An 18,762-nucleotide genomic window follows, 5' to 3' on the forward strand; every position below is an offset into this window, starting at 1 on the left:
AAACGTGATGTTTGAAAAGCTGAGGAAAGCCTTCCACACCTTTGCCGATAGAATCTCCACCCAAGAGCTGACAGGCGGAAAGCTTCAAAGTCTACTGGAAGAATTCAAAATCATGCTCCTCGAAAATGATGTGGCCCTGAGCGTGGCGGAAAAAGTGGTGGAAGACCTCCGGGCGAAAGTGGAAGGTCTTAGAGTTGGGCGGCTTGGAGACAAACGCGGGCCGGTTCTGGAAGCCTTGAGAGGCGTTCTCTGTGAAGTCCTTACCGGCTGCGGAAGCCTAGACCTCCTAAAGCTGGCTGAGGAAAGGAGAAAGGAGAGCAGACCCCTCACCCTCGTCTTCGTGGGTATCAACGGAACAGGGAAGACGACAACCATAGCCAAGATGGCGAAGTTTTTCTTGGACCGAGGCTTCTCCACGGTTCTAGCCTGCAGCGACACTTTCAGAGCCGGCGCCATCGAGCAACTGGAAGAGCATGCCAGACGTTTGGGAATCAAGATGGTTAAGCATGCTTACGGCTCAGACCCTGCCTCCGTAGCCTTTGACGCTGTAGCGCACGCCCAAGCTCGGGGCATCAACGTGGTCCTTGTGGATACAGCGGGCAGGATGGAGACTGACCGGAACCTGATGGAGGAAATGCGGAAGATCGTCAGGGCAGCGGAGGCGGACGCTGTTCTCTTCGTAGGCGACGCTTTAACCGGGAACGACGCGGTGGCGCAAGCTCAAGAGTTTAACAGGTACGTTCAAGTCGACGGCTCCATTTTGACGAAGATGGACGCTGACGCCAAAGGGGGAGCCGTGGTTTCCATAGCCTATGTGACAGGGAAGCCCATCGTCTTCATGGGCGTTGGGCAAGCCTACGGTGACCTTAAGCCCTTCCACGTCGAAGAGTTCATAAGCCAGCTGCTGGGGGACCATTAGGTTGAGGTTTGGGGGATGAAAGGCCGAGACTTCCTGACTTTAGGAGATTTCTCCGCAGAGGAGCTTTGGGCGATCATGAAAGAAGCCCTGAGGCTGGAGCAACTGGGCGGCTCCGTCTCGGAAATTCTCAAGGGAAAGTTCCTAGTTCTCATCTTCCAAAAGCCTTCCACGCGAACGAGGATTTCCTTCGAAGCGGCTATCAAACAGCTTGGGGGCGAATGCGTAAGCCTAGGCTGGAGCGAGATGCAGCTTGGCCGTGGGGAGACCATAGCAGACACAGCTCGAACCCTAGACCGGTATGCCGACGGCATCGTGGCAAGGGTGTTTTCCCACGGCCACTTGGTGGAGATGGCTGAATATGCGGCTATTCCGGTGGTCAATGCTCTCTCCGACCTCTACCATCCATGTCAAGCTCTCTCCGATTTTCTGACCATCTACAAGAAGCTGGGCAAGCTGGAGGGTGTCAAACTCGCGTGGATCGGCGATGGGGACAACGTCTGCCATTCGCTTCTTCTCGGCTGTTCCAAGCTGGGTGTCGACATGAGCGTAGCTTCCCCTCCCGGCTTCGAGCCTAAAGGTGAAGTCCTCCAAGCTGCTCAGCGGGAAAGCCGAAAATCCGGCTGTAAGATAGAGGTTGTCAGGGAACCGGAGGCAGCGGTCCGCGGCGCTGACATCATCTACACGGATACGTTTATCTCCATGGGTCTGGACGAGGAGAGACAGAGACGGCTTCAGGCATTCCTCCCAAAATACCAGGTGACCCTCAAGCTTCTCCAGCTGGCAAACCCCGACTGCCTCTTCATGCACTGCCTACCCGCCCACAGGGGCGAGGAAGTGGTCGACGAAGTCCTCGATGGTCCCCATTCCATCGTGTGGTTTCAGGCTGAGAACAGAATGCATCTTCAAAGAGGCCTCCTCTCCCTCCTCATCTAGTCTTTCCGGGAGATGTTCGCAATTTTCCTCATAGCCGCCTCCAAGGAGGACCCCGCGGGCCTCAACATCGCCCAAAAGCTCATAAAAGAATACGGCTTCAAAAGGCTGGAGAAGCCGGGCTCTCCGAAACTAGACCTCTACAGGAAAGACGACGTGCAGCTCGTCCTTATCGAAGGGCCGTGCACCCACGCCTCCCAGCTCAGCCGGCTTTTTCCCGTGGAGGCCGTGGTCTTCGCCTCCAAGCACAGGAGCGAAAGCTTAGAGCCCACTCTCACCGTCCACGTTCCCGGGAACCTAACCTCTGAAGCGAAACAAGGAGGTCGTCCCAGAGAGCTGGCGTGGGCTTGGCCTCAGCGCATGCGCAAAGCACTCCTCGCCCTAATGGAGGGAAAGAATAGGCTGCCTTCCGACTTTCGGGTCTCCTTGGAGGCAACCCATCACGGCCCCACCGAGTTAGACGTCCCTGTGTGGTTTGTGGAGATAGGAAGCTCAGAGGCTCAGTGGAAGAACGATGAAGCTGGGAGGGTGGCGGCGGATGCTGTTTGGGCCTCCCTAGGCCCTCTTGCTGGGGGGAGGGCTGCGGTGGGTTTTGGTGGGGGGCATTATTCTCCGAAGCATACGGAGTTCTGCGCGGAGACGGATTACGCCATAGGCCACATTTTCCCCAAATACGCTTTCGCTTCAGGCATCGACGATGAGGTTTTGGCTCAAGCCTTTTCCAAGACTTGGGGAGAATGCCATGTGGCCGTCGTAGACTGGAAGGGGCTTCAGGGAGGCTTGCGGAGGGTTCTTTTGGAAAAGCTGGAAGTCATGGGCGTGGGGGAAATCGTGAAAATCTGACCGTAGATCGGCAGTTTTCAGAAGGGAAAGACTTTAAGTTTACCCTTAAATTTAACTAGAAGGAGCGAATCATGGGCTTGAGGTCATGGCTTACTTCCAGCTACAGGCTGTTGAAGACTGCTTCGAAGCCAAGTAAGACGGAGTTCTGGCTTCTGCTCCGAGTCTGCATTCTAGGCGTGATCGTGGTAGGAGCCGTGGGCTTCCTCATCAAATTCATCTCCGCCATCATAGGGTTCAAGCCTTGAAGAGGGCCTGTTTCCGCATATCTCAGAGGTATGAAAGTTGAGCGAAGAGGATAAGGCAGAGGCAAAATCCGAGGCTGAGGCTGAAAGCCGAGAGAGTGGAGTTGAGGTTGAAAAAACTCAGATATTTGCCTTGAAAACAACCTCAGGCCAAGAGGTCAATGTGGCTAACATGATCTCCAACAGGGCTGCAGCCAACAAGGCACCCATCTACGCTGTGCTGGTGTCAGGAACCCTGAAAGGCTACATCTTCGTGGAGGCGGCGGGCCCTCACTTCATCGACGATATTGTATCTGGGGCTAAGCATGTGAGACAGAGGCTTCCAGGGCTGATCAAAATCTCCGAACTGGAAAGATACTTGATCACCAAGCCTGTGATCGAGGAGCTGGAGGTGGATGACACCGTCGAGGTGGTAGGAGGGCCTTTGAAGGGCATGAAAGCCAAGATAACCAAGGTGGACAAAATCAAGAACGAAGTCACCTTAGAGCTTTTAGAAGCCTCCATAACCATGCCCATAACCGTCGGAGGCGACTATGTAAGGCGTCTCGAAAAGGGGCGGCGGGGGAAATAGCCTTGGGCGAGAAAAAAATAGTGGAAGCCTTGATCAGCGGAGGAAAAGCCACGGCAGGCCCTCCATTGGGCCCAGCCTTAGGCCCGTTGGGGGTTAACGTCCCTGCCATTGTGGGAAAGATCAACGAGCTCACCTCCCAGTTCGGGGGGATAAAGGTTCCGGTTAAGGTTATCGTAGACTTAGAGACCAAAAGGTTTGAGGTAGAGGTAGGTACGCCTCCCACCGTAGCCCTCATCGTCAAGGAGCTAGGCATTGAGAAAGGTTCAGGGACGCCTAACACGCAGAAGGTTGGAGACCTCACCATGGAGCAGGTGAAGAAGATAGCCGCCATAAAGATGGCTCAGTCCTATTCCAAAAGCTTGGAGGCAGCGGTTAAAGAAGTCCTAGGAGTCTGTGTGAGCATGGGAGTGACTGTGGAGGGAAAAGAGCCTAAAACCGTCCAGAAGGAGATTGCTGAAGGCCGCTACCGGGAGCTTTTAGAAGCCTAAGCCTGAAAACCTTATTGGCTACTTCCCTCCTACTATTGAGGCTTAAGCTGAATCGGTGTGAAGGATTGCAGGTAAAGATTGAAGCCTTAACCGAAGCCGTTAAGGAGGCTTTGGAAGCAGGGAAAAGAAATTTCACTCAAAGCATAGACCTCACGGTGAACTTGAGGGACATAGACCCGAAAAAGCCTGAAGCCCGTTTGAACGAGCTGGTGGAAGTCCCTCACGCCGTTCAGAAGGAGGTCAAAGTCTGCACCATAGCCTCCGGCCAGCTGGCTTTAGAGGCCAAGAAAGCGGGAGCAGAGCGGGTGCTTCAAAGGGAAGACCTTGAAAACTTGGCCAAAGACCGGAAAGCCGCTCGGAGAGTAGCTCAGGAATATGACTTTTTCCTGTCTGAAGCCTCCATGATGCCCTTGGTGGGAAAGATTTTCGGGCCTTTCCTAGGGCCTAAAGGTAAGATGCCTACCCCCATTCCTCCCAACGCCCCTGTTCACTCCTACATTGAAAGACTCCGTCGCACGGTGAGACTGAGGCTGAAGGACCAGCCTATCGTGCACTGCCGGGTGGGTGTGGAAGGCATGGACCCTTTTCATATTGCAGAGAACGCCATGGCGGTGTTGAGGAGGCTGGAAGAGAAGCTGGAAAAAGGAGCTAAAAGCATTGCGAAGGTTTACGTGAAGACTACCATGGGCAAGCCTGTGGTTGTGAAAGGGGGAAGCTAGGTTGAGCTTGAAGGCTGTGTTGAAGGTTAAAGAGCGGAAGAAGGCGGAGGTAGAGGCCCTGACTAAACTCCTCAAAGAGTACAAGGTGGTGTCGCTCAGCAACCTCCACAAAGTCCGAGCAGCCCAAATCCAGAAGCTGAGAAAAATGTTTCGAGGAGAGGTCATCTTCAAATGCGCTAAGAACACTTTGCTGAGGAGAAGTCTTCGAGAGGTTTCCAAGGAAAAGCCCGGGCTGAACGGTTTGGAAAAATATCTAGGAGGATCCACTCTTCTCATTCTGACAAACCTAGACCCCTTCAAACTTTCCATCATGCTGGATAAGAATAAAGTAAAGCTGCCGGCTAAGGTCGGAGACATAGCTCCCTCTGATATCGTCATCCCTGAGGGAAGCACAGGTCTTCCCCCGGGGCCCATCATCAGCGAGCTCACGGAGCTGGGATTACCCACCAAGATTGAGGGGGGAAGCATCTGGGTGACCAGGGACACGACGCTGGTGAGGAAGGGCGAAGTCATATCCGCCCAGGTGGCCAGCCTCCTGAGTAGGCTGGGAATCAAGCCCATCGAAGCCAAGCTCAGCCTGACCGCGGCCTACGAAGACGGCTTAGTTCACCCCCCGGAACTCCTCCAAATAGACCTTCAAGCCTTTAAAGAAGAGTTGCAGAAGGCCGTGGACTCCGCTCGAAATCTGGCGGTTAACGCAGGTTACCCCACCCCAGAGACGGTGCAGATTCTCTTAACCAAGGCGGCTCTGGAAGGGCGAAGCTTATCCATCGCCGCCAAGGTCTTCGACAAGGAGACGCTGCCCATCCTCTTGGCTGAAGGCAGCCGCGAGGCGAGCAGTCTGCTGGGCAAGTTGAAGGAGATCGACGCCTCGCTGGCTTCCTAGCTGGCGGGGGGCTGAAAGGTTGGGAATATATTTATAAGGATGAGGCTTGATTGAGCATACACTCAAGAGGTGAGTTCCTGTGACTGTCTCCTCTGCCTACGTTCACGCGGCTTTGCTACTCCACTACGCCAACCAAGGCATTAACGTGGACAACCTCAAGAAGGTCTTGGAGGCTGCGGGTATCCCCCCAGACGAGTCTAGAATTAAAGCCCTAGCCGCCGCCATATCTGAGGTCAACGTGGAAGAAGCCCTTAAAGCCGCACCAGTAGGCTTCGCGCCCCAAGCGCCAACTGCGCCCGCCACGCCTGCGGAAGCCAAGAAGGAAGAGAAGAAGGAGAAAGAAAAAGAGGAAAAGAAGGAAGACGAGGCGCTGGCAGGACTGGGCGCCCTCTTCGGCTAGCCTCCGCCTACCTTTCTCAGCTTCCTCCCCATGCTTCTCCTTTCCCCTAGCGAGCTTTGGTCTAAATAGTTCTTCCACCCAAGTTTCTTAGAGGCGAAACCTTGGGAAAGCTCACGTTCATAGGTTTAGGTCTCCACGACGAGAAAAGCTTGTCTCTGCTGGGGCTGGAGAAGGCTAAAGCAGCTGACAGAGTTTACGCTGAATTCTACACCAACCTCATGCCTAAACTTTCCATCAAAGCCTTGGAAAACCTCCTAGCCAAACCCGTCACCGTCCTTTCCAGAGGAGACTTAGAAGAGCGGGCTGAGGAAGGAATCCTCAGGCAGGCGTCAGAGGGAGAAGTTGCCCTGCTGGTGCCGGGAGACCCCTTGGTGGCTACCACGCACATTGACCTCCGGCTTCGCGCCGAAAGGGCAGGCATTGAAACCGAGGTTTTAAACGGGGTCTCCATCTACTCAGCCGCCCCCGCCGCGGCGGGGCTTCAAGTCTATAAGTTCGGGAAGACGGTGACCGTTCCCTTTCCAACTCCCTTCTACAAGCCTGAAACCCCCTATGAAGTGGTTGTGGAGAACAGCCGCCGAGGTCTTCACACGCTAGTACTTTTGGATGTGGACAGCGAGAAAGGGCGGTGTATGACGGTTAGGGAGGGCTTGGAGTATCTTTTAGAGGTGGAGGAGAAAAGAAAAGAAGGGGCAGTGACCCCGCGTCGGCTGGCCGTGGGACTAGCAGGCCTAGGCTCCCTGAAGCCTGAAGTCAAGGGAAACCGAGTGGAAAGACTGCTGGAAACAGTCTTTGAGGAGCTTCCCCAGTGCATCATCTTCCCGGGGAAGCTTCACTTCATGGAAGCTGAAGCCTTGAAAGTTTTTGCCGGCACTCCGGAGGAGGCTTTCCGGTGAGCGCGTCGCGGAAGCTGGAGGAAATGTACCGGAGATATAGAGAGAACCTCAGCCAAGCTCTTTCAGGGTTGAAGCTTCAGGCAGCCGGGGAGGAGGCTTCAAGGGTAAGGGAAATAGTCGAGTTGGCTGAAAGCTACCGGCGGGACGCGGAGCACTTCCAGAACACCGGGCGGCCTGTCACCGCTCTGATATCTCTAGCCTACGGGGAAGGCCTGCTGGACGCCCTTAGACTTTTAAGGCTCGTTCACTTCACATGGAAGAGGAGTGGAGCGGGCTGAGGAAGCGGCTGGACAACGGGCGGAAAAGGGTGCTGGCTTCCGGGGTCTTCGACCTCCTCCATCTTGGGCATGCGCGTTTTCTTCAGAAGGCCAAGGAGGTCGGGGGAAAGGACTCGGAGCTTTTGGTCGTGGTAGCCCGGGATAGCACCGTCAAGAAGTTGAAGGGAAGCCCTCCCGTTCTCCCGGAAAAGGAAAGGAGAGCCTTGGTGGAGATGCTTAAACCCGTGGACAAGGTGGTATTGGGAAGCAGGAAACTGGTGGACATAGAGGGAATCATCCGAAAACATAAGCCCGACATCATTGCGTTGGGCTACGACCAAGACCAGATTGAGGCTGAGGTTAAACGCGTCGTCGCCGCGAAGGCCTTCCCCATTCAGGTGGTCAGAATTCAAAGGTTCGGCTCCGAAGGCTTCAACAGCTCCTCGAAGATCAAGGAACTCGTTGCAGCCTTAAAAAAAGCTGAGAAAAAGAAGGCTAAACCGCTAAGGACGGGTTAAGCTCGCCGCGGTGGGACTAGAATTTTAAGGCCGAGTCAGCCAGCTGGCGGGCGTCAAGGCTTTCTTGAGCCGGATTCAACACTAGAAAGGCCCCCTGCGGGTTGAAGTAAGGCGGCCCCTTCCTAGAGAAAAGGGTTAAAACTTTCCCCCTATGGGAGGCCATGACCCCTTCAGGGCAAGGTTGATGGCCTCGGATGAGAACCTTGGCCCCAGCCAGCGCCAGCACTCGAGCTGTCACGTCTTCGCCAAACAGTCTCCCCGCCCCGCGGGGGGAAGGATAGACTCCTGCGATGTCGTCTTCAGGGTCGCTCCAGAGAATTTCCTCCAAATGGCTTGTGGAGGGGTGGGTCTGATGGGCGTAGGCTAAGTCTTTTAGAGTTGAAGCCTGACTGGGTGCCCCTCCGTGGAGCAGCAGATAGGCTCCCTCCACCAAGACAGCTTGATGCAATCCCTGGAAAAGCCTCACTAAGCTCAAGTAGAGGTCTCTTCCCGCGGAGCCGAATTTTCTCTGAAAGTCGGAGGGTAGGTCATGGGGCATCCCCAAAAGGTCTGGGGGGGCTTCGTGGTTTCCTCGGAGAAGAATCACCCTTTCAGGGTGGTCCCGCTTCAGCCTGAGCACCAAACTGTAGACTTCAGGAGAGTAGGGCCCTCTGTCCCCATAGTCTCCTAAAAAAATCAGCTTCACATCCTCCCCAGCCGCTGTCCGCTCTAAAAACCTGCTTTTTCGAAGGATGTGGATGAGGCTCTCTAGGTCTCCGTGAAGGTCTCCCACGACCACGATTTTCCCTTTGCGCGGGAGGACGACTAGGCCTCCGGTGATTTTCATCTCCTCCCTGTAGCCCCCTTGGCTTCGCTCCGCCTTCAGCAAGGCTTCAACTTCCCCCATCAGCTGGGCCATTTTGTCGGAGGAAATTCTGAAAGCCTCCTCGGCCCAGTGTTCAGCCAAATGCAATGCAGAGCCTCCGAACTGCACAGCCTACTTTTCCCTGATTTTTTCGATGTACATGAGGGAGAAGTCCAGCTGGGGGAGGTACTCCATTTTCAGCGTGGCTTCAGCCTTGCCGTAGTGGGTTTTGACTTCAACCTTCAGATGCCTCCCTTGGAGGGCTGTGTAACTGTACGGGTCTCCTCGTCGGCGTTTCTTCAGCAGTTTGGGGTCTAGACGCACCTTCACTGCGGCTCGGTAAGGTTGGAGGAGGAAAGCTTTCTCCGCAGCCTTTTCCACAGCTTTAATCACATCCCTATCGCGGGTTATGGGTGTTCCCACAAGCTGGTGAACCAAGGCGCCTAGCGCTATGCCTCCTTCGAAGACGGCTCTCTCCCTGTCGGTGACCGAGGGATCAAAATATTTTTGGGCTTTATCCTTCATGTTCCGCGTGGAAATCACCTTTCCAAATTTTTTATAGGTGTAGGAGCCGCGGGGAGATAACAGCCGCTTAGCCTTTGGAGGAAGCCTTGGAGGTCTTCCCTTTTAGGCCTAATTCTTTTCGAATGTCCCCTAGCGTTATAGCCCGGTGGGCTACAAAGTCATGCTTGTGGATGCTTTCTTCGCTCCGTAGCTTAAAAACCACCATCACACTGTCAGGAAGCTCTCTGAAGGTTTCGGCGAAATGCTTCATCATAAGTCTGATACTGTCCTCAGCGAAGAGGGGGTTTCCTATGGCCTTCATAACCAACTCCGCTTCGTCTTTCCTCTTGAGCAGCCCGTAGCTGGAGGCGCTCATGGATTTCTCCACCACGTCCACCAAACTCAAGGCGTCCATCTCGTAGCCGCTGGGAACCTCCGTGTTGACGATGCCGAGGCTCCGCTGCATGTGGGTGGGCAGAGGGATGTCCTTCAGTATCCAGCGGAAACCCTTGGGGGAGAAGCGATTTCTCACCATCTTCCGTCTTACATTTTCCGCCAAAATCTCCTGGGCGCAGGGGCAGGCGGTTACGCCTTTCACTCCTACTCCCACCCTTCTTTCCAAGGTCACAGAGCCGTCGGGGGCTTTGAAAGCTGTTGCGGAAGCCGTGAGGGTGCAGGGCTCGTAGCTGAGCTTCCCAGTTTTAGGAGTGGTCTTCCCTATGACGGCTTCCCCTCGAGCCTTCACCCGGGCCCTTGAGATGGATTTGTGTCTTCGAAAAAGCTCTAGGGCTATGTTCCCGCAGATATTTTCCAGCTTGTAGGTTCTCCCGGAGAACTTCTCCAAGACCTCTGATATTATCTCGTAGTGGCGGGAGGCGTGGATGCCCTTCTGGTGGGCGGGGAGGTCGACGAAGACGTCAAAGCTGGGTACCACCACCACTGGTTTTTTGTTGTAATAGGCAAAACCCACGGGCATCTTCACCCCCACCACCCCCACCTCTTTCAAGGGGATGGAGAGGGGCGGTGCTTTATCTTGGATTTCCCGTCGGCTCAAAGTCTTGTCAACCCGAATTTCCTCGGCTCCCTTTAAATTAAAGGAAAGCTGCGGACATTATTAGCCTAACAGGGTTAGTTAAATCTTTAGCCGCAGCCTTCCCACTCGAAGATTTCTCCGTCTTGAAGATAGCTTCTCCCCGTCTTCAAGGCTATCTTAGCCTTCTGAAGCTCGCAGCCCAAGTAGGCTGCGTGATCAAGGAGAGAAAGCAAACCTGCCTTCACCGCAGCCCTGTAAATCTGCCAAGGCTCCCTCCCCCGGATGGACGTGTCTGGTTTAGTTGCCCCGGGTTGAAAGTGAAGGGCCACCAGCTCCCCCCTCGTCCGATCCACTCTCAGCTTGAAGCAGCCTTGGGGGTCACGAGCCACCTTCGCCTCCGAGGGAACCCTCAACATGGCAGCGCCCTGTTCCTCTTGGTGGTTGAGGGGTTCCTCTCTCCGCCTTTTCTCCTTCAGCCTGAGCAAGCTGAGCCCTAGGTCTTTTGGAGGAGAGCCTCTCCTCCGGGCTAGGGCCACCATGCGAAGAGCGGTGGAGAGCTCTTGAACAGCGCCCCATGTTTTGTCGCTGGCTTGGGTTGTGAACATGAAGCTTACACCCAGCTCCCAGCCGAGGAGGGCTAGGAGAAAGTTTAACCCTCCGGAATCCGCGTCCACCAGCTCAGTGACGTTGCCGGCTCCGAAGAAGCTGGGAACTCCCGGGTTCCTCCGCCCGAACTCTACGTAAGCCAGCAGGGAATCTAAGAAGCTGAAAGGTGGATGTAAGCCTAGGATAGGGTCGGCGACGACTTTTTTAAACCCTAAAGCCTTCGCCTTCCGCAGGTTAGCCTCCAGTCTCCGAATTCTTTCCCCGTAATGGGGAGCCACGCGGCCTCTCTCATCAGCAGGAGTCACCACCACCGGTAAGTCTCGGGCGAAGGAGGTAGCTTCCCCCATGTTCGTCTCGTTGAGGCTTAGGACCATGGTAGCTCCCGCCTCCACCCCGGCTCTAAGCTCGTCGATGTCGTTGGAGTCGATGCTGACAGGCTTGGCAACGGCTTTCACGGCTGCCTTCACCGCCCTTCGAGCCTCCTCCACCCGGCCGCCTCCCGCCTCCATGCCTACGTCCACGATGTCAGCTCCGCTTTCCACATAATACCGAGCCCAACGCGCAACCGCCTCCTTTGGAAGGGCTGAAGCGTTCACGATTTCAGCCACCAAGAGGGGAGGACCCCCAAGGTAGGTGCCCACTTTTCCCCTCCCTACACCTACGGTGACGCTGCCTTCTCTCCGAGCCAGCCGCCGGGTTTCCATCCGGAGGGAGGCCAACTCCTCCGCAGCCTTCTTAGCCACCGCCTCCTGGGCCAACTCGCAGGCAGGTTGGGAAGTGGATAAGGGGAGTTTTCCCAAACTGTCTAGGATGAGGGGTAAGTCCGCTGCGTGCTTAGGGCCCTTGTAGGTGGGGATGCCTGTAGCCTTCCAGACCGGGGCGGTGTCGCCTTCCATCATTCCCGGGAGCAGTATGATGTCGAAGCCTTCCCAGTTTTTTTCAGCTAGCTTTCGAGCTACATAGCGGGGAGATAAAAGAGCCGCTACCTGCATGGGGAGGGATAGAACTTCAGCCTCAACCTTGCTTCGGCGGACGTACTCCTCCACCGAAGTCTTGGCTAAGGTTCCCGTTACCACCAGAACCTTCAACTTCGGCACCTTCAAGGTCTAGACGACCTAACTAAAAAAGCATGACTGCGGAAAGGTTAACCCAGCTTCTTGCCATAAGTAATAAGAGAGACGGCTTCCTATAAAATAAGGGGCCCCGCTTCTCCGGAAGATGAACCATGTTTGTCCCCTGCGAGCTTGCCGTGAAATCAATCCTGCCGGCCTTCCGCGCCTTGGTGGCGGAGAAACTCGTCGGCGTCTACGGGCTGAAGCAAGGGGAAGCAGCCCGGCTTTTGGGCATCACCCAGTCCGCTGTCAGCCGCTATGTTAAAAACGAAAGAGGCAGCGTTCTTAAATCCAAAATCTCGCGGCTGGAAGAGGTTAATACCTTGATGGAAGAAGTGGCGGAAAAACTCATCGACGGTAAGACAGACCTCCACGAGATAAGCCGCCTATTCTGCCGGGGCTGTCAGAGGGTGAGGACTATGGGGTTGCTGTGCGAAAACTGTAAGAGGTTTAACCCTCAACTTGACGAGAACTGCGACCTCTGCACTTGGCACAAGACTCGTGGGGGCTCAGAGACTGTGGAAGGCTGTTTCCCGCTCTGAAACTTCCAGGCCCTAAACCTGTTACCTTCCTCGTCATGTTTCAGCCGATGCATTTTGGGCTGTAAACAGAATGGAAAATCGACGGGGGAATGCTGGAAAAAGTACTTATGAGTTCCCAGCCATAATTCTGCCGGTGTGAAAAAAATGGGAATCCTGAAGGTAGCTTTGCCCAAAGGTCATCTTTGGAGCGGAGTGAAAAGCCTCCTCGACCGAGCGGGATACGGGTTGCGGGTGGAGAGCGAACGCTCCTACTCAGTGAACTCCAACGACCCCGAGCTTGAACTCCGAATCCACCGGGCTCAGAACATCAGTCCCCTAGTTGAGGAGGGAAAGTACGACCTAGGCATCACAGGACTGGACTGGGTGGTGGAGCACAGGGCGGATGTAGAGGAGCTGGCCGACTTGGAGTTTGGGAGAGTAAACGTGGTCGCTGCTGTGCCCCAACACTACGGCCTTGAAGAGTCTTCCGAGGGGGAGAAAGTGTTCGAAAGATTCGTGGCGAAGCTGCGGAGGGAGGGAAAAGAAAAGATCATCGTTGCCTCCGAATACGAGAACATCACCCGAAGCCTGTGTGAGGAGAAGATGGGCTCCGTCCCATACAAGTTCATCCGCTCCTACGGGGCTACGGAAACCTTCATCGGAGTCGCCGATCTCATCGTTGACTGCACCGAGACAGGGACTACCCTCAGGGACAACGGCTGGCAGATCATCCACAGGCTTTTCACCTCCACCGCCCGGCTGATCGCTAACAGGCAAAGCTTGAAGGACCGGTGGAAAAAGGATAAAATAGAAAGCTTCCTGCAGCTGGTCGCGGGAGCGCGAGATGCGAAGGGGCTGAAGCTCATCAAGCTGAATGTGGCCGCGGAAGCCCTGAAAGACGTGTTAGGCGTCCTCCCCTCCATGAAAAGCCCCACCATCTCCCAGCTGGCCGGAGATGGGAAGCCAGGATTCGCTGTGGAGGTGGCGGTGAAAGAAAACCAAGTGGTGCAACTGATTCCCCTGTTGAAGAAGAAGGGCGCGACGGATATTCTGGAAATAGACATCGATAAAGTCATCCGGTAAGTTGGACTTGCGTCCGTCGAAGATGCGGGGAGCATTCTGGAGGAGAGAAGTATTTTGATCGTAGGAATAGGGGTAGACCTGATAAAAATTCAAAGGATCAAGGAGGCTCTGGACAGGTCGGGTATGCGTTTCTTGGAAAAAGTTTTCACCCCCAAAGAGATAGAGCTGGCTTCCAAGGGCGAGGATAGAGCAGCCTATTTTGCGACCAGGTTCGCCGCTAAGGAAAGCGTACTCAAAGCCTTCTGCACAGGGTGGGCCGGCGTTAAAGGCACAGACATTCACATAGAACCGGGGGCTCGAGGGGAGCCTTTGGTAAAACTTTCAGGCGGACTGGCTGAAATGGCCTCTCAGAGAGGAGTCACCCGAGTTCTCGTAAGCCTCTCTTATGACTCCGAATATGCCATTGCCATGTGCATTCTACTCGGCAGCCGGCCTTAACTGGGAAACTTTGCGGTCAGATTTTCTTTACCTTCTCCGCAATCTCCATGGTGTCGAGGGCTATCATTTTTTCCTCGTCGGTGGGAACTACGAGAACTTTCACCTTCGAATCAGGGCTGCTGATGACCCCCTCAGCCTTAACTGTTTTCACGTTCGCCTCCCCGTCCAGCTTAACTCCTAGGAACTCAAGGTTCTCACAGATCATTCCTCTCATCAAAGGGGAGTTCTCCCCAATGCCAGCTGTGAAAACAAGCACGTCAAGGCCTCCCATAGCCGCCGCGTAGGCGCCTATGTACTTTTTCACCCGGTAGGCGTACATTTCCAAGGCCAGCTTACACCGAGAGTTCCCAGCCTCCGCTCCTTTGATCACTTCCCTCATGTCATTGCTAACACCGGACACCCCCAGAAGGCCGCTTTTCTTGTTCAGAATCTTGTCCAGCTCCTCTACGCTCAGGTTTGCCCTCCTGTGGAGGTAGAAGATGACTCCGGGGTCTATGTCCCCGCACCTAGTTCCCATGATAAGCCCCTCCAAGGGGGTTAAGCCCATGCTGGTGTCTACAGACTTTCCCCCCTGCACAGCGTTTAACGTAACCCCGTTGCCCAGATGGCAGATGATCATCTTCAACCGGTCTGAGGAGCTTCCCAGCATCTCCTCCGCCTTCTTCGACACGTACCGGCAAGAGGTTCCGTGAAACCCGTATTTTCTGACCCCGTACTGGATGTAAAACTCTCGGGGAACCGCGTACATGTAAGCCTTCTCCGGCATGGTCTGATGGAAAGCCGTGTCGAACACAGCTACATGGGGAACTTCAGGAAGCTGCTTTTTAGCCTCCGTGATCCCTGCGAGGTTTGCGGGATTGTGAAGAGGCGCCAGAGGAATGCATTCCCTAATCTTTTCCTGAACCTCCGGAGTGATGAGGGCTGGCTCGGTGAAGGCGGCGCCTCCGTGCACAACCCTATGCCCCACGGCTGCTATTTCTCGAAGGTCTTTGATGACTCCGTGCTCCTCATCCAGCATGGCTTTCATAACCAAAGAGAGGCCTTCGCTGTGATTGGGGATAACTGCTTCTCTTCTAGTCTTTTTCCCTCCTGTTTCATGCTCGATGTAGGAGCCCGGCTCACCTATCTTAGCAACAGTTCCCTTGGCTATTACTTCATCTTTTTCCATGTCCCGAAGCTGATATTTGATGGAGGAGCTTCCGCAGTTAAGGACGAGAACTTTCACCCAATCCACCTCTGCGCTTGCACAACCAGCATGGCTATAGTGCCGGCGATATCCTCAGCCGACGCTCCCCGGGAAAGGTCGCTCACCGGCTTGGCGAACCCTTGGAGAATGGGGCCGTAGGCTTCTGCCTTCGCCAGCCGCTCAGTGAGCTTATAGGCTATGTTTCCTGCGTCCAAGTTGGGGAAGATGAGAACGTTGGCCCTCCCTCCTAACGGGTTGTCCCCCTTGATCTTCTTTCTCGCCACCTCCGGCACCAAGGCAGCGTCAGCTTGAAGCTCTCCGTCGACCAGCAACCTGGGAGCCTTTGTTTTCACGAGGTTAACGGCCTCCACCACTTTATCCACCAGAGGGTGGGTGGCGCTTCCTTTGGTTGAAAACGAAAGCATCGCCACCCGCGGTTCCCAGCCTAACATAGTCCTTGCACTGTTGGCACTGGCAAGGGCGATGTCGGCTAACTCCTCGGGGTTGGGGTCGATGTTCACCGAAGCGTCGGCATAGAGCAGAGCTCCCTTCTCACCGCCCTCGTAGCCAGGGACAACCATCAGAAAGAAGCTTGACGGAGCGCATATCCCCTCCTGCAAGCCGATGATCAGCTTCGCAGCGGCGATAACCTCCCCGGAAGAGTAGGTCGCCCCTGCCACCATGCCCTCCGCGTCTCCCGCTTTCACCATCATGCAGGCGAAGTTGAGGGGCTTTCTGAGGAGCGCCCGGGCCAGCCTATCGGAGGAGCCGCTTGCCTTGCTGTAGAGGGCTATGTACTCCTCCAGTTTAGGCCAAGATTCAGGTTTGGCGAATTCGACTTTCTTTAAGCTGACACCCAGCCTTTGTGCTTTTTCTTCAATTTCTTCTCTGTCTCCCACAAGAAACGGCTTAGCCACGTTTTCCTTCACAGCTATCTCAGCCGCTCGGAGAATTCGTTCATCCTCAGGTTCGGGGAGAACTATTCTTTTGGGGTTGAGAGCAGCCTTTCTTTTAAACTCCTCGATAACCTTGGGCATGCAGGTTTTCGCCTCTTTTAAAACAAGCTTCACTTGACTTTGAAGGTGAGGATGTCCAGTCCGGCGAATTTCTTTATCTCCGCTTTCACATCCATAGGAAGCCTATCCAAGGCTTCCCTGATCTTAGTGGGATTGGATACGTCTATTCCGGTGATCATAGTCATGAAGGTGGGGCCTTCCTTGAATTTCACAAGGCCGTAGGCGTAGGGGGCGTAGTCTTGAAATTCCATGGGAGTCGGTATGGCGCTGCTGGCGAAGATTATAAGCTTCCCCTCTCCACTAAACTCCGTCCAATCCAGTTCACGGCTTGAGCATTTTTGACAGATGGGATAAGGTGGAAAGATGTACACGCCGCATTTTTTGCATTTGAAGCCCATGATTTTCCCTTCGGCCAGAAAGTCGAAAAACTTCTTCATCACCGTCATCAAAATTCACCTCCTCCTCAACACTGTAACCGTCGCTTCAACTCCTATTCCACAGGCATGCCAGAGGGCGGTTTCAGGCTCAGGCTTGATCTGCCTCTCTCCAGCTTGACCTCTCATCTGTTTTACGATCTCGTACAAATCCGCGCCGCATGTTGCAGCGTAGGCGTTACCGAAGCCCAAGTGGCCTCCGTTGGTATTCATAGGTCTCTCACCGTTAAAGGATATCCTCTGGTCGCGGAAGGCCTTCCACGCTTGCCCTCTCTCAAAATAGCCAACTCCCTCAGGGAAGACGAAATACTCGCTCACCGAGCAGTCTCCGACCTGCAGGTAATCGATGTCCTTCGGCTCCACCCCTGCCATCTGGTAGGCGTTTCGGGCAGCTATCATCTCCACAGGCCACTCGTAGGGGTCTTTCTCGTAGAACGGATAGGGGTCGGTGCACCAGCCGAAGCCCAGAATATCCACCGGTGTGTCGGTGTATTTCTTCGCCTTCTCAGGTGTTGTGACGATGTAAGCCGAGGCGCCGTCGGCGATGGGGGGAATGCAGCAAGCTCTCAGAGGATATGCCAGATAAGGGTTAAACTTGGATTTGTACCATTCTTTCACATCCTTGAAGCCCCGCCTAGCCGCTTGGTCCTTCAGCTCAGTTTGATGGTATGCCTTAGGGTTTCTGGAACTCGCCCTGCGAGCGTTAACGGCAATGCCGAAGAGGGCGTCTTCCACATCATCCATGGACAGCCCGTATTTCTTGGCGTAGGCGATAATCGGAATAGCCTCGAACATGGCGCTTACATCATAGGCGTGGGTCCAGTAATATTCTTGGTCCCCTCCCCACTCAGTCCACTCTAACACTTTACCTAGGTCTGCGGGCTTTCGGACAGTGGGGTTGAACGTGGGTGTGCTGCTCAAAATCTCGCAGGCAACAATCAAGACGGTATCATAGACTCCTGAAGCAATGGCCATGGCCGCCAATCCTGCTCCCGTGTTGGTGGTTGCGCAGCCTGTTGCGAAATGCAAAGCCGGCTTATACTTCATGCCGATCCAGTTGGCAACGCGGAAGGGTGAATGCGCATGAGTAGTGTTGGGGAGGTAGTGGCCGAAGAAGAAGGCGTCTATTTCCTTAGGGTCGATTCCAGCATCATCGTAGGCTTCGAAGGCAGCTTCGGAGACTAGGTCTTGGAAGCTTTTGTCTTTGAGCTCCGAGGTCTCCAGCACGCTTCCAAAACGCGTCACGCCAACCCCGATGATGGAGGCCTTACTTTTTAAAACACCCATCTTTCTTCACCTTTCCAGTATTCGTATCTTTTTCCTTTCATATTATTGTTTCTCCGCCAGTTTCTTCTCAATGTAGCTTACAGCCTCTCCTATTGTCTTGTTTTTCCGCGCCTCGACAAACGGTATGGTGATGTTAAACTCGTATTCCAGAAGAGCTATCAACTCGATGATGTTCACAGACTTCGCGTGAAGGTCTTCGACGAAGCGAAGGTTGTCAGCTAGTTCCTCAGGGTTTTTTCCGAAAACATCGGCGATTATTTCTTTAACTTTCTTTTCCACAGACATCCTTCATCCCTCTACACTACCCTGCTTTGCGGTTTTAAATGTTTCCCAAAAACCCATCCTCATCTTCAGCTAAAGCTTCAAATGGAAAATGTTCAGCCCACAAACTACGCAGTTTTCATTCGCAGGTTAAACTTTATTATTCCCTCGGAATCTTTCTTTAAGAAATGTTGAGAAGGAGAGTGGTGCTATGATGCAGACAACGGAGGAAAACCTGAAAAACGCCTTCGCAGGAGAATGTCAGGCTCGAGTGAGGTATCTTATCTTTGCCGATGTGGCCAGACGAGAGGGTTTCCCCAACGTGGCTAGGCTGTTCACCGCCATCTCAGAAGCGGAGCAGATACATGCCAATCACCACTACCGGCTGCTGGGCGGCCTCAACGGAGGCTTCACCACAGTGGCCAAGGGAACCTTCGGCCCGGGAGAGACGAGCAAAAATCTGAGCCTCTGCATAATGGGCGAAACCTACGAGATTGAGGAAATGTACCCTGCCTTCAGAGCTGTGGCTGAATTGCAGGGAGAGAGAGCAGCCTTCACCAGCTTCGACTGGGCGTATCAAACGGAAAAAGTTCACGCTGAACTTTACAAAAAGGCGAAAAAAGCCGTGGACGCTGGGAAAGATGTGGAGTTAGGGACCATTCAAATATGCCAAGTCTGCGGATACACACTGGAGGGGGAAGCCCCTGACAAGTGTCCCGTGTGCAGGGCCGGCCGAGAGGCGTTTAAAGCCTTTCAATAACTCTCCCG

The 18,762-nt window shown here is 54.4% G+C and carries 25 protein-coding genes; 16 read left to right on the forward strand and 9 right to left on the reverse strand.

Going from position 1 to position 18,762, the window contains the following annotated elements:
* The first annotated feature begins 7 nt into the window (after positions 1 to 7).
* The 12 genes from ftsY to BWM17_RS03825 all read left to right on the forward strand — a co-directional run bounded on the left by ftsY (position 8) and on the right by BWM17_RS03825 (position 7,669).
* The gene (gene ftsY, locus BWM17_RS03770; RefSeq protein WP_309493719.1) at positions 8 to 919 is read left to right on the forward strand and encodes a signal recognition particle-docking protein FtsY; all 912 of its coding nucleotides are present in this window, start codon (positions 8 to 10) and stop codon (positions 917 to 919) included.
* Between the two features lie 15 nt (positions 920 to 934).
* Positions 935 to 1,852, forward strand: a complete 918-nt coding sequence (argF, locus tag BWM17_RS03775; protein WP_309492590.1) for an ornithine carbamoyltransferase — start codon at positions 935 to 937, stop codon at positions 1,850 to 1,852.
* Positions 1,853 to 1,864: 12 nt separating this feature from the next.
* Positions 1,865 to 2,692, forward strand: a complete 828-nt coding sequence (locus tag BWM17_RS03780; RefSeq protein ID WP_309492591.1) for a D-aminoacyl-tRNA deacylase — start codon at positions 1,865 to 1,867, stop codon at positions 2,690 to 2,692.
* Positions 2,693 to 2,763: 71 nt separating this feature from the next.
* A complete protein-coding gene (locus tag BWM17_RS03785) occupies positions 2,764 to 2,937 on the forward strand; it encodes a protein translocase SEC61 complex subunit gamma (protein ID WP_309492592.1) in 174 nt (57 codons plus the stop codon).
* A gap of 37 nt (positions 2,938 to 2,974) precedes the next feature.
* A complete protein-coding gene (locus BWM17_RS03790; RefSeq protein WP_309492593.1) occupies positions 2,975 to 3,505 on the forward strand; it encodes a transcription elongation factor Spt5 in 531 nt (176 codons plus the stop codon).
* Positions 3,506 to 3,507: 2 nt separating this feature from the next.
* Positions 3,508 to 3,993 (forward strand): 50S ribosomal protein L11, encoded by a 486-nt coding sequence (locus tag BWM17_RS03795; protein ID WP_309492594.1) that lies wholly within the window; start codon positions 3,508 to 3,510, stop codon positions 3,991 to 3,993.
* Positions 3,994 to 4,058: 65 nt separating this feature from the next.
* Entirely contained in the window at positions 4,059 to 4,712 is a 654-nt protein-coding gene (locus BWM17_RS03800) for a 50S ribosomal protein L1 (RefSeq protein ID WP_309492595.1), read from the forward strand.
* A 1-nt stretch (position 4,713) separates the two neighbouring features.
* The gene (locus tag BWM17_RS03805; RefSeq protein WP_309492596.1) at positions 4,714 to 5,598 is read left to right on the forward strand and encodes a 50S ribosomal protein L10; all 885 of its coding nucleotides are present in this window, start codon (positions 4,714 to 4,716) and stop codon (positions 5,596 to 5,598) included.
* A 79-nt stretch (positions 5,599 to 5,677) separates the two neighbouring features.
* Entirely contained in the window at positions 5,678 to 5,998 is a 321-nt protein-coding gene (rpl12p, locus tag BWM17_RS03810) for a 50S ribosomal protein P1 (RefSeq protein WP_309492597.1), read from the forward strand.
* Positions 5,999 to 6,099: 101 nt separating this feature from the next.
* The gene (dph5, locus tag BWM17_RS03815; protein WP_309492598.1) at positions 6,100 to 6,894 is read left to right on the forward strand and encodes a diphthine synthase; all 795 of its coding nucleotides are present in this window, start codon (positions 6,100 to 6,102) and stop codon (positions 6,892 to 6,894) included.
* Positions 6,891 to 7,172: a DUF357 domain-containing protein gene (locus BWM17_RS03820; protein ID WP_309492599.1), complete on the forward strand. Its 282-nt coding sequence runs from the start codon at positions 6,891 to 6,893 to the stop codon at positions 7,170 to 7,172. Before dph5 ends, BWM17_RS03820 begins: the two co-directional genes overlap by 4 nt.
* Positions 7,148 to 7,669 (forward strand): adenylyltransferase/cytidyltransferase family protein, encoded by a 522-nt coding sequence (locus BWM17_RS03825; protein WP_309492600.1) that lies wholly within the window; start codon positions 7,148 to 7,150, stop codon positions 7,667 to 7,669. The genes BWM17_RS03820 and BWM17_RS03825 overlap by 25 nt, the downstream gene beginning before the upstream one ends.
* A gap of 16 nt (positions 7,670 to 7,685) precedes the next feature.
* On the opposite strand, the gene BWM17_RS03830 is transcribed toward BWM17_RS03825, so the two are convergent.
* The 4 genes from BWM17_RS03830 to BWM17_RS03845 form a co-directional block, all read right to left on the reverse strand.
* Positions 7,686 to 8,615 (reverse strand): metallophosphoesterase family protein, encoded by a 930-nt coding sequence (locus tag BWM17_RS03830; protein ID WP_309492601.1) that lies wholly within the window; start codon positions 8,613 to 8,615, stop codon positions 7,686 to 7,688.
* Positions 8,616 to 8,645: 30 nt separating this feature from the next.
* Entirely contained in the window at positions 8,646 to 9,056 is a 411-nt protein-coding gene (locus tag BWM17_RS03835) for a dihydroneopterin aldolase family protein (RefSeq protein ID WP_309492602.1), read from the reverse strand.
* Between the two features lie 49 nt (positions 9,057 to 9,105).
* Positions 9,106 to 10,071, reverse strand: coding sequence for a GTP cyclohydrolase MptA (gene mptA / locus BWM17_RS03840; RefSeq protein WP_309492603.1), 966 nt, complete (start codon positions 10,069 to 10,071; stop codon positions 9,106 to 9,108).
* An 86-nt stretch (positions 10,072 to 10,157) separates the two neighbouring features.
* Positions 10,158 to 11,744: a dihydropteroate synthase-like protein gene (locus tag BWM17_RS03845; RefSeq protein ID WP_309492604.1), complete on the reverse strand. Its 1,587-nt coding sequence runs from the start codon at positions 11,742 to 11,744 to the stop codon at positions 10,158 to 10,160.
* A 137-nt stretch (positions 11,745 to 11,881) separates the two neighbouring features.
* Here BWM17_RS03845 and BWM17_RS03850 point away from each other — a divergent pair, with 137 nt between their 5' ends.
* From BWM17_RS03850 to acpS, 3 genes are all read left to right on the forward strand, one after another.
* Positions 11,882 to 12,310 (forward strand): hypothetical protein, encoded by a 429-nt coding sequence (locus BWM17_RS03850; RefSeq protein ID WP_309492605.1) that lies wholly within the window; start codon positions 11,882 to 11,884, stop codon positions 12,308 to 12,310.
* Positions 12,311 to 12,454: 144 nt separating this feature from the next.
* Positions 12,455 to 13,372 carry an ATP phosphoribosyltransferase gene (gene hisG / locus BWM17_RS03855; protein WP_309492606.1) on the forward strand — a complete coding sequence of 306 codons (918 nt, stop codon included), beginning with the start codon at positions 12,455 to 12,457 and terminating at the stop codon, positions 13,370 to 13,372.
* 54 nt (positions 13,373 to 13,426) lie between these two features.
* Positions 13,427 to 13,810: a holo-ACP synthase gene (gene acpS, locus BWM17_RS03860; protein WP_309492608.1), complete on the forward strand. Its 384-nt coding sequence runs from the start codon at positions 13,427 to 13,429 to the stop codon at positions 13,808 to 13,810.
* Positions 13,811 to 13,826: 16 nt separating this feature from the next.
* Here the strand turns inward: acpS and BWM17_RS03865 are convergent, their stop codons facing one another.
* The 5 genes from BWM17_RS03865 to BWM17_RS03885 are packed head-to-tail and all read right to left on the reverse strand — an operon-like array spanning position 13,827 to position 18,018.
* Positions 13,827 to 15,035 (reverse strand): acetate kinase, encoded by a 1,209-nt coding sequence (locus BWM17_RS03865; protein ID WP_309492609.1) that lies wholly within the window; start codon positions 15,033 to 15,035, stop codon positions 13,827 to 13,829.
* Positions 15,032 to 16,033: a phosphate acetyltransferase gene (gene pta, locus BWM17_RS03870; protein WP_309492610.1), complete on the reverse strand. Its 1,002-nt coding sequence runs from the start codon at positions 16,031 to 16,033 to the stop codon at positions 15,032 to 15,034. Before pta ends, BWM17_RS03865 begins: the two co-directional genes overlap by 4 nt.
* 29 nt (positions 16,034 to 16,062) lie before the next feature.
* On the reverse strand, positions 16,063 to 16,458 hold the full coding sequence (locus BWM17_RS03875; protein WP_309492611.1) for a Zn-ribbon domain-containing OB-fold protein: 396 nt from the start codon (positions 16,456 to 16,458) through the stop codon (positions 16,063 to 16,065).
* Between the two features lie 6 nt (positions 16,459 to 16,464).
* The gene (locus tag BWM17_RS03880; RefSeq protein ID WP_309492612.1) at positions 16,465 to 17,733 is read right to left on the reverse strand and encodes a thiolase family protein; all 1,269 of its coding nucleotides are present in this window, start codon (positions 17,731 to 17,733) and stop codon (positions 16,465 to 16,467) included.
* Between the two features lie 42 nt (positions 17,734 to 17,775).
* On the reverse strand, positions 17,776 to 18,018 hold the full coding sequence (locus BWM17_RS03885; RefSeq protein WP_309492613.1) for an acyl carrier protein: 243 nt from the start codon (positions 18,016 to 18,018) through the stop codon (positions 17,776 to 17,778).
* A 187-nt stretch (positions 18,019 to 18,205) separates the two neighbouring features.
* On the opposite strand from BWM17_RS03885, the gene BWM17_RS03890 reads away from it, so the two are divergent.
* On the forward strand, positions 18,206 to 18,754 hold the full coding sequence (locus tag BWM17_RS03890; protein ID WP_309492614.1) for a rubrerythrin family protein: 549 nt from the start codon (positions 18,206 to 18,208) through the stop codon (positions 18,752 to 18,754).
* The last annotated feature ends 8 nt before the right edge of the window (positions 18,755 to 18,762 follow it).

It is taken from the genome of Candidatus Hecatella orcuttiae (assembly GCF_002009985.1).
Taxonomy (GTDB): domain Archaea; phylum Thermoproteota; class Bathyarchaeia; order Hecatellales; family Hecatellaceae; genus Hecatella; species Hecatella orcuttiae.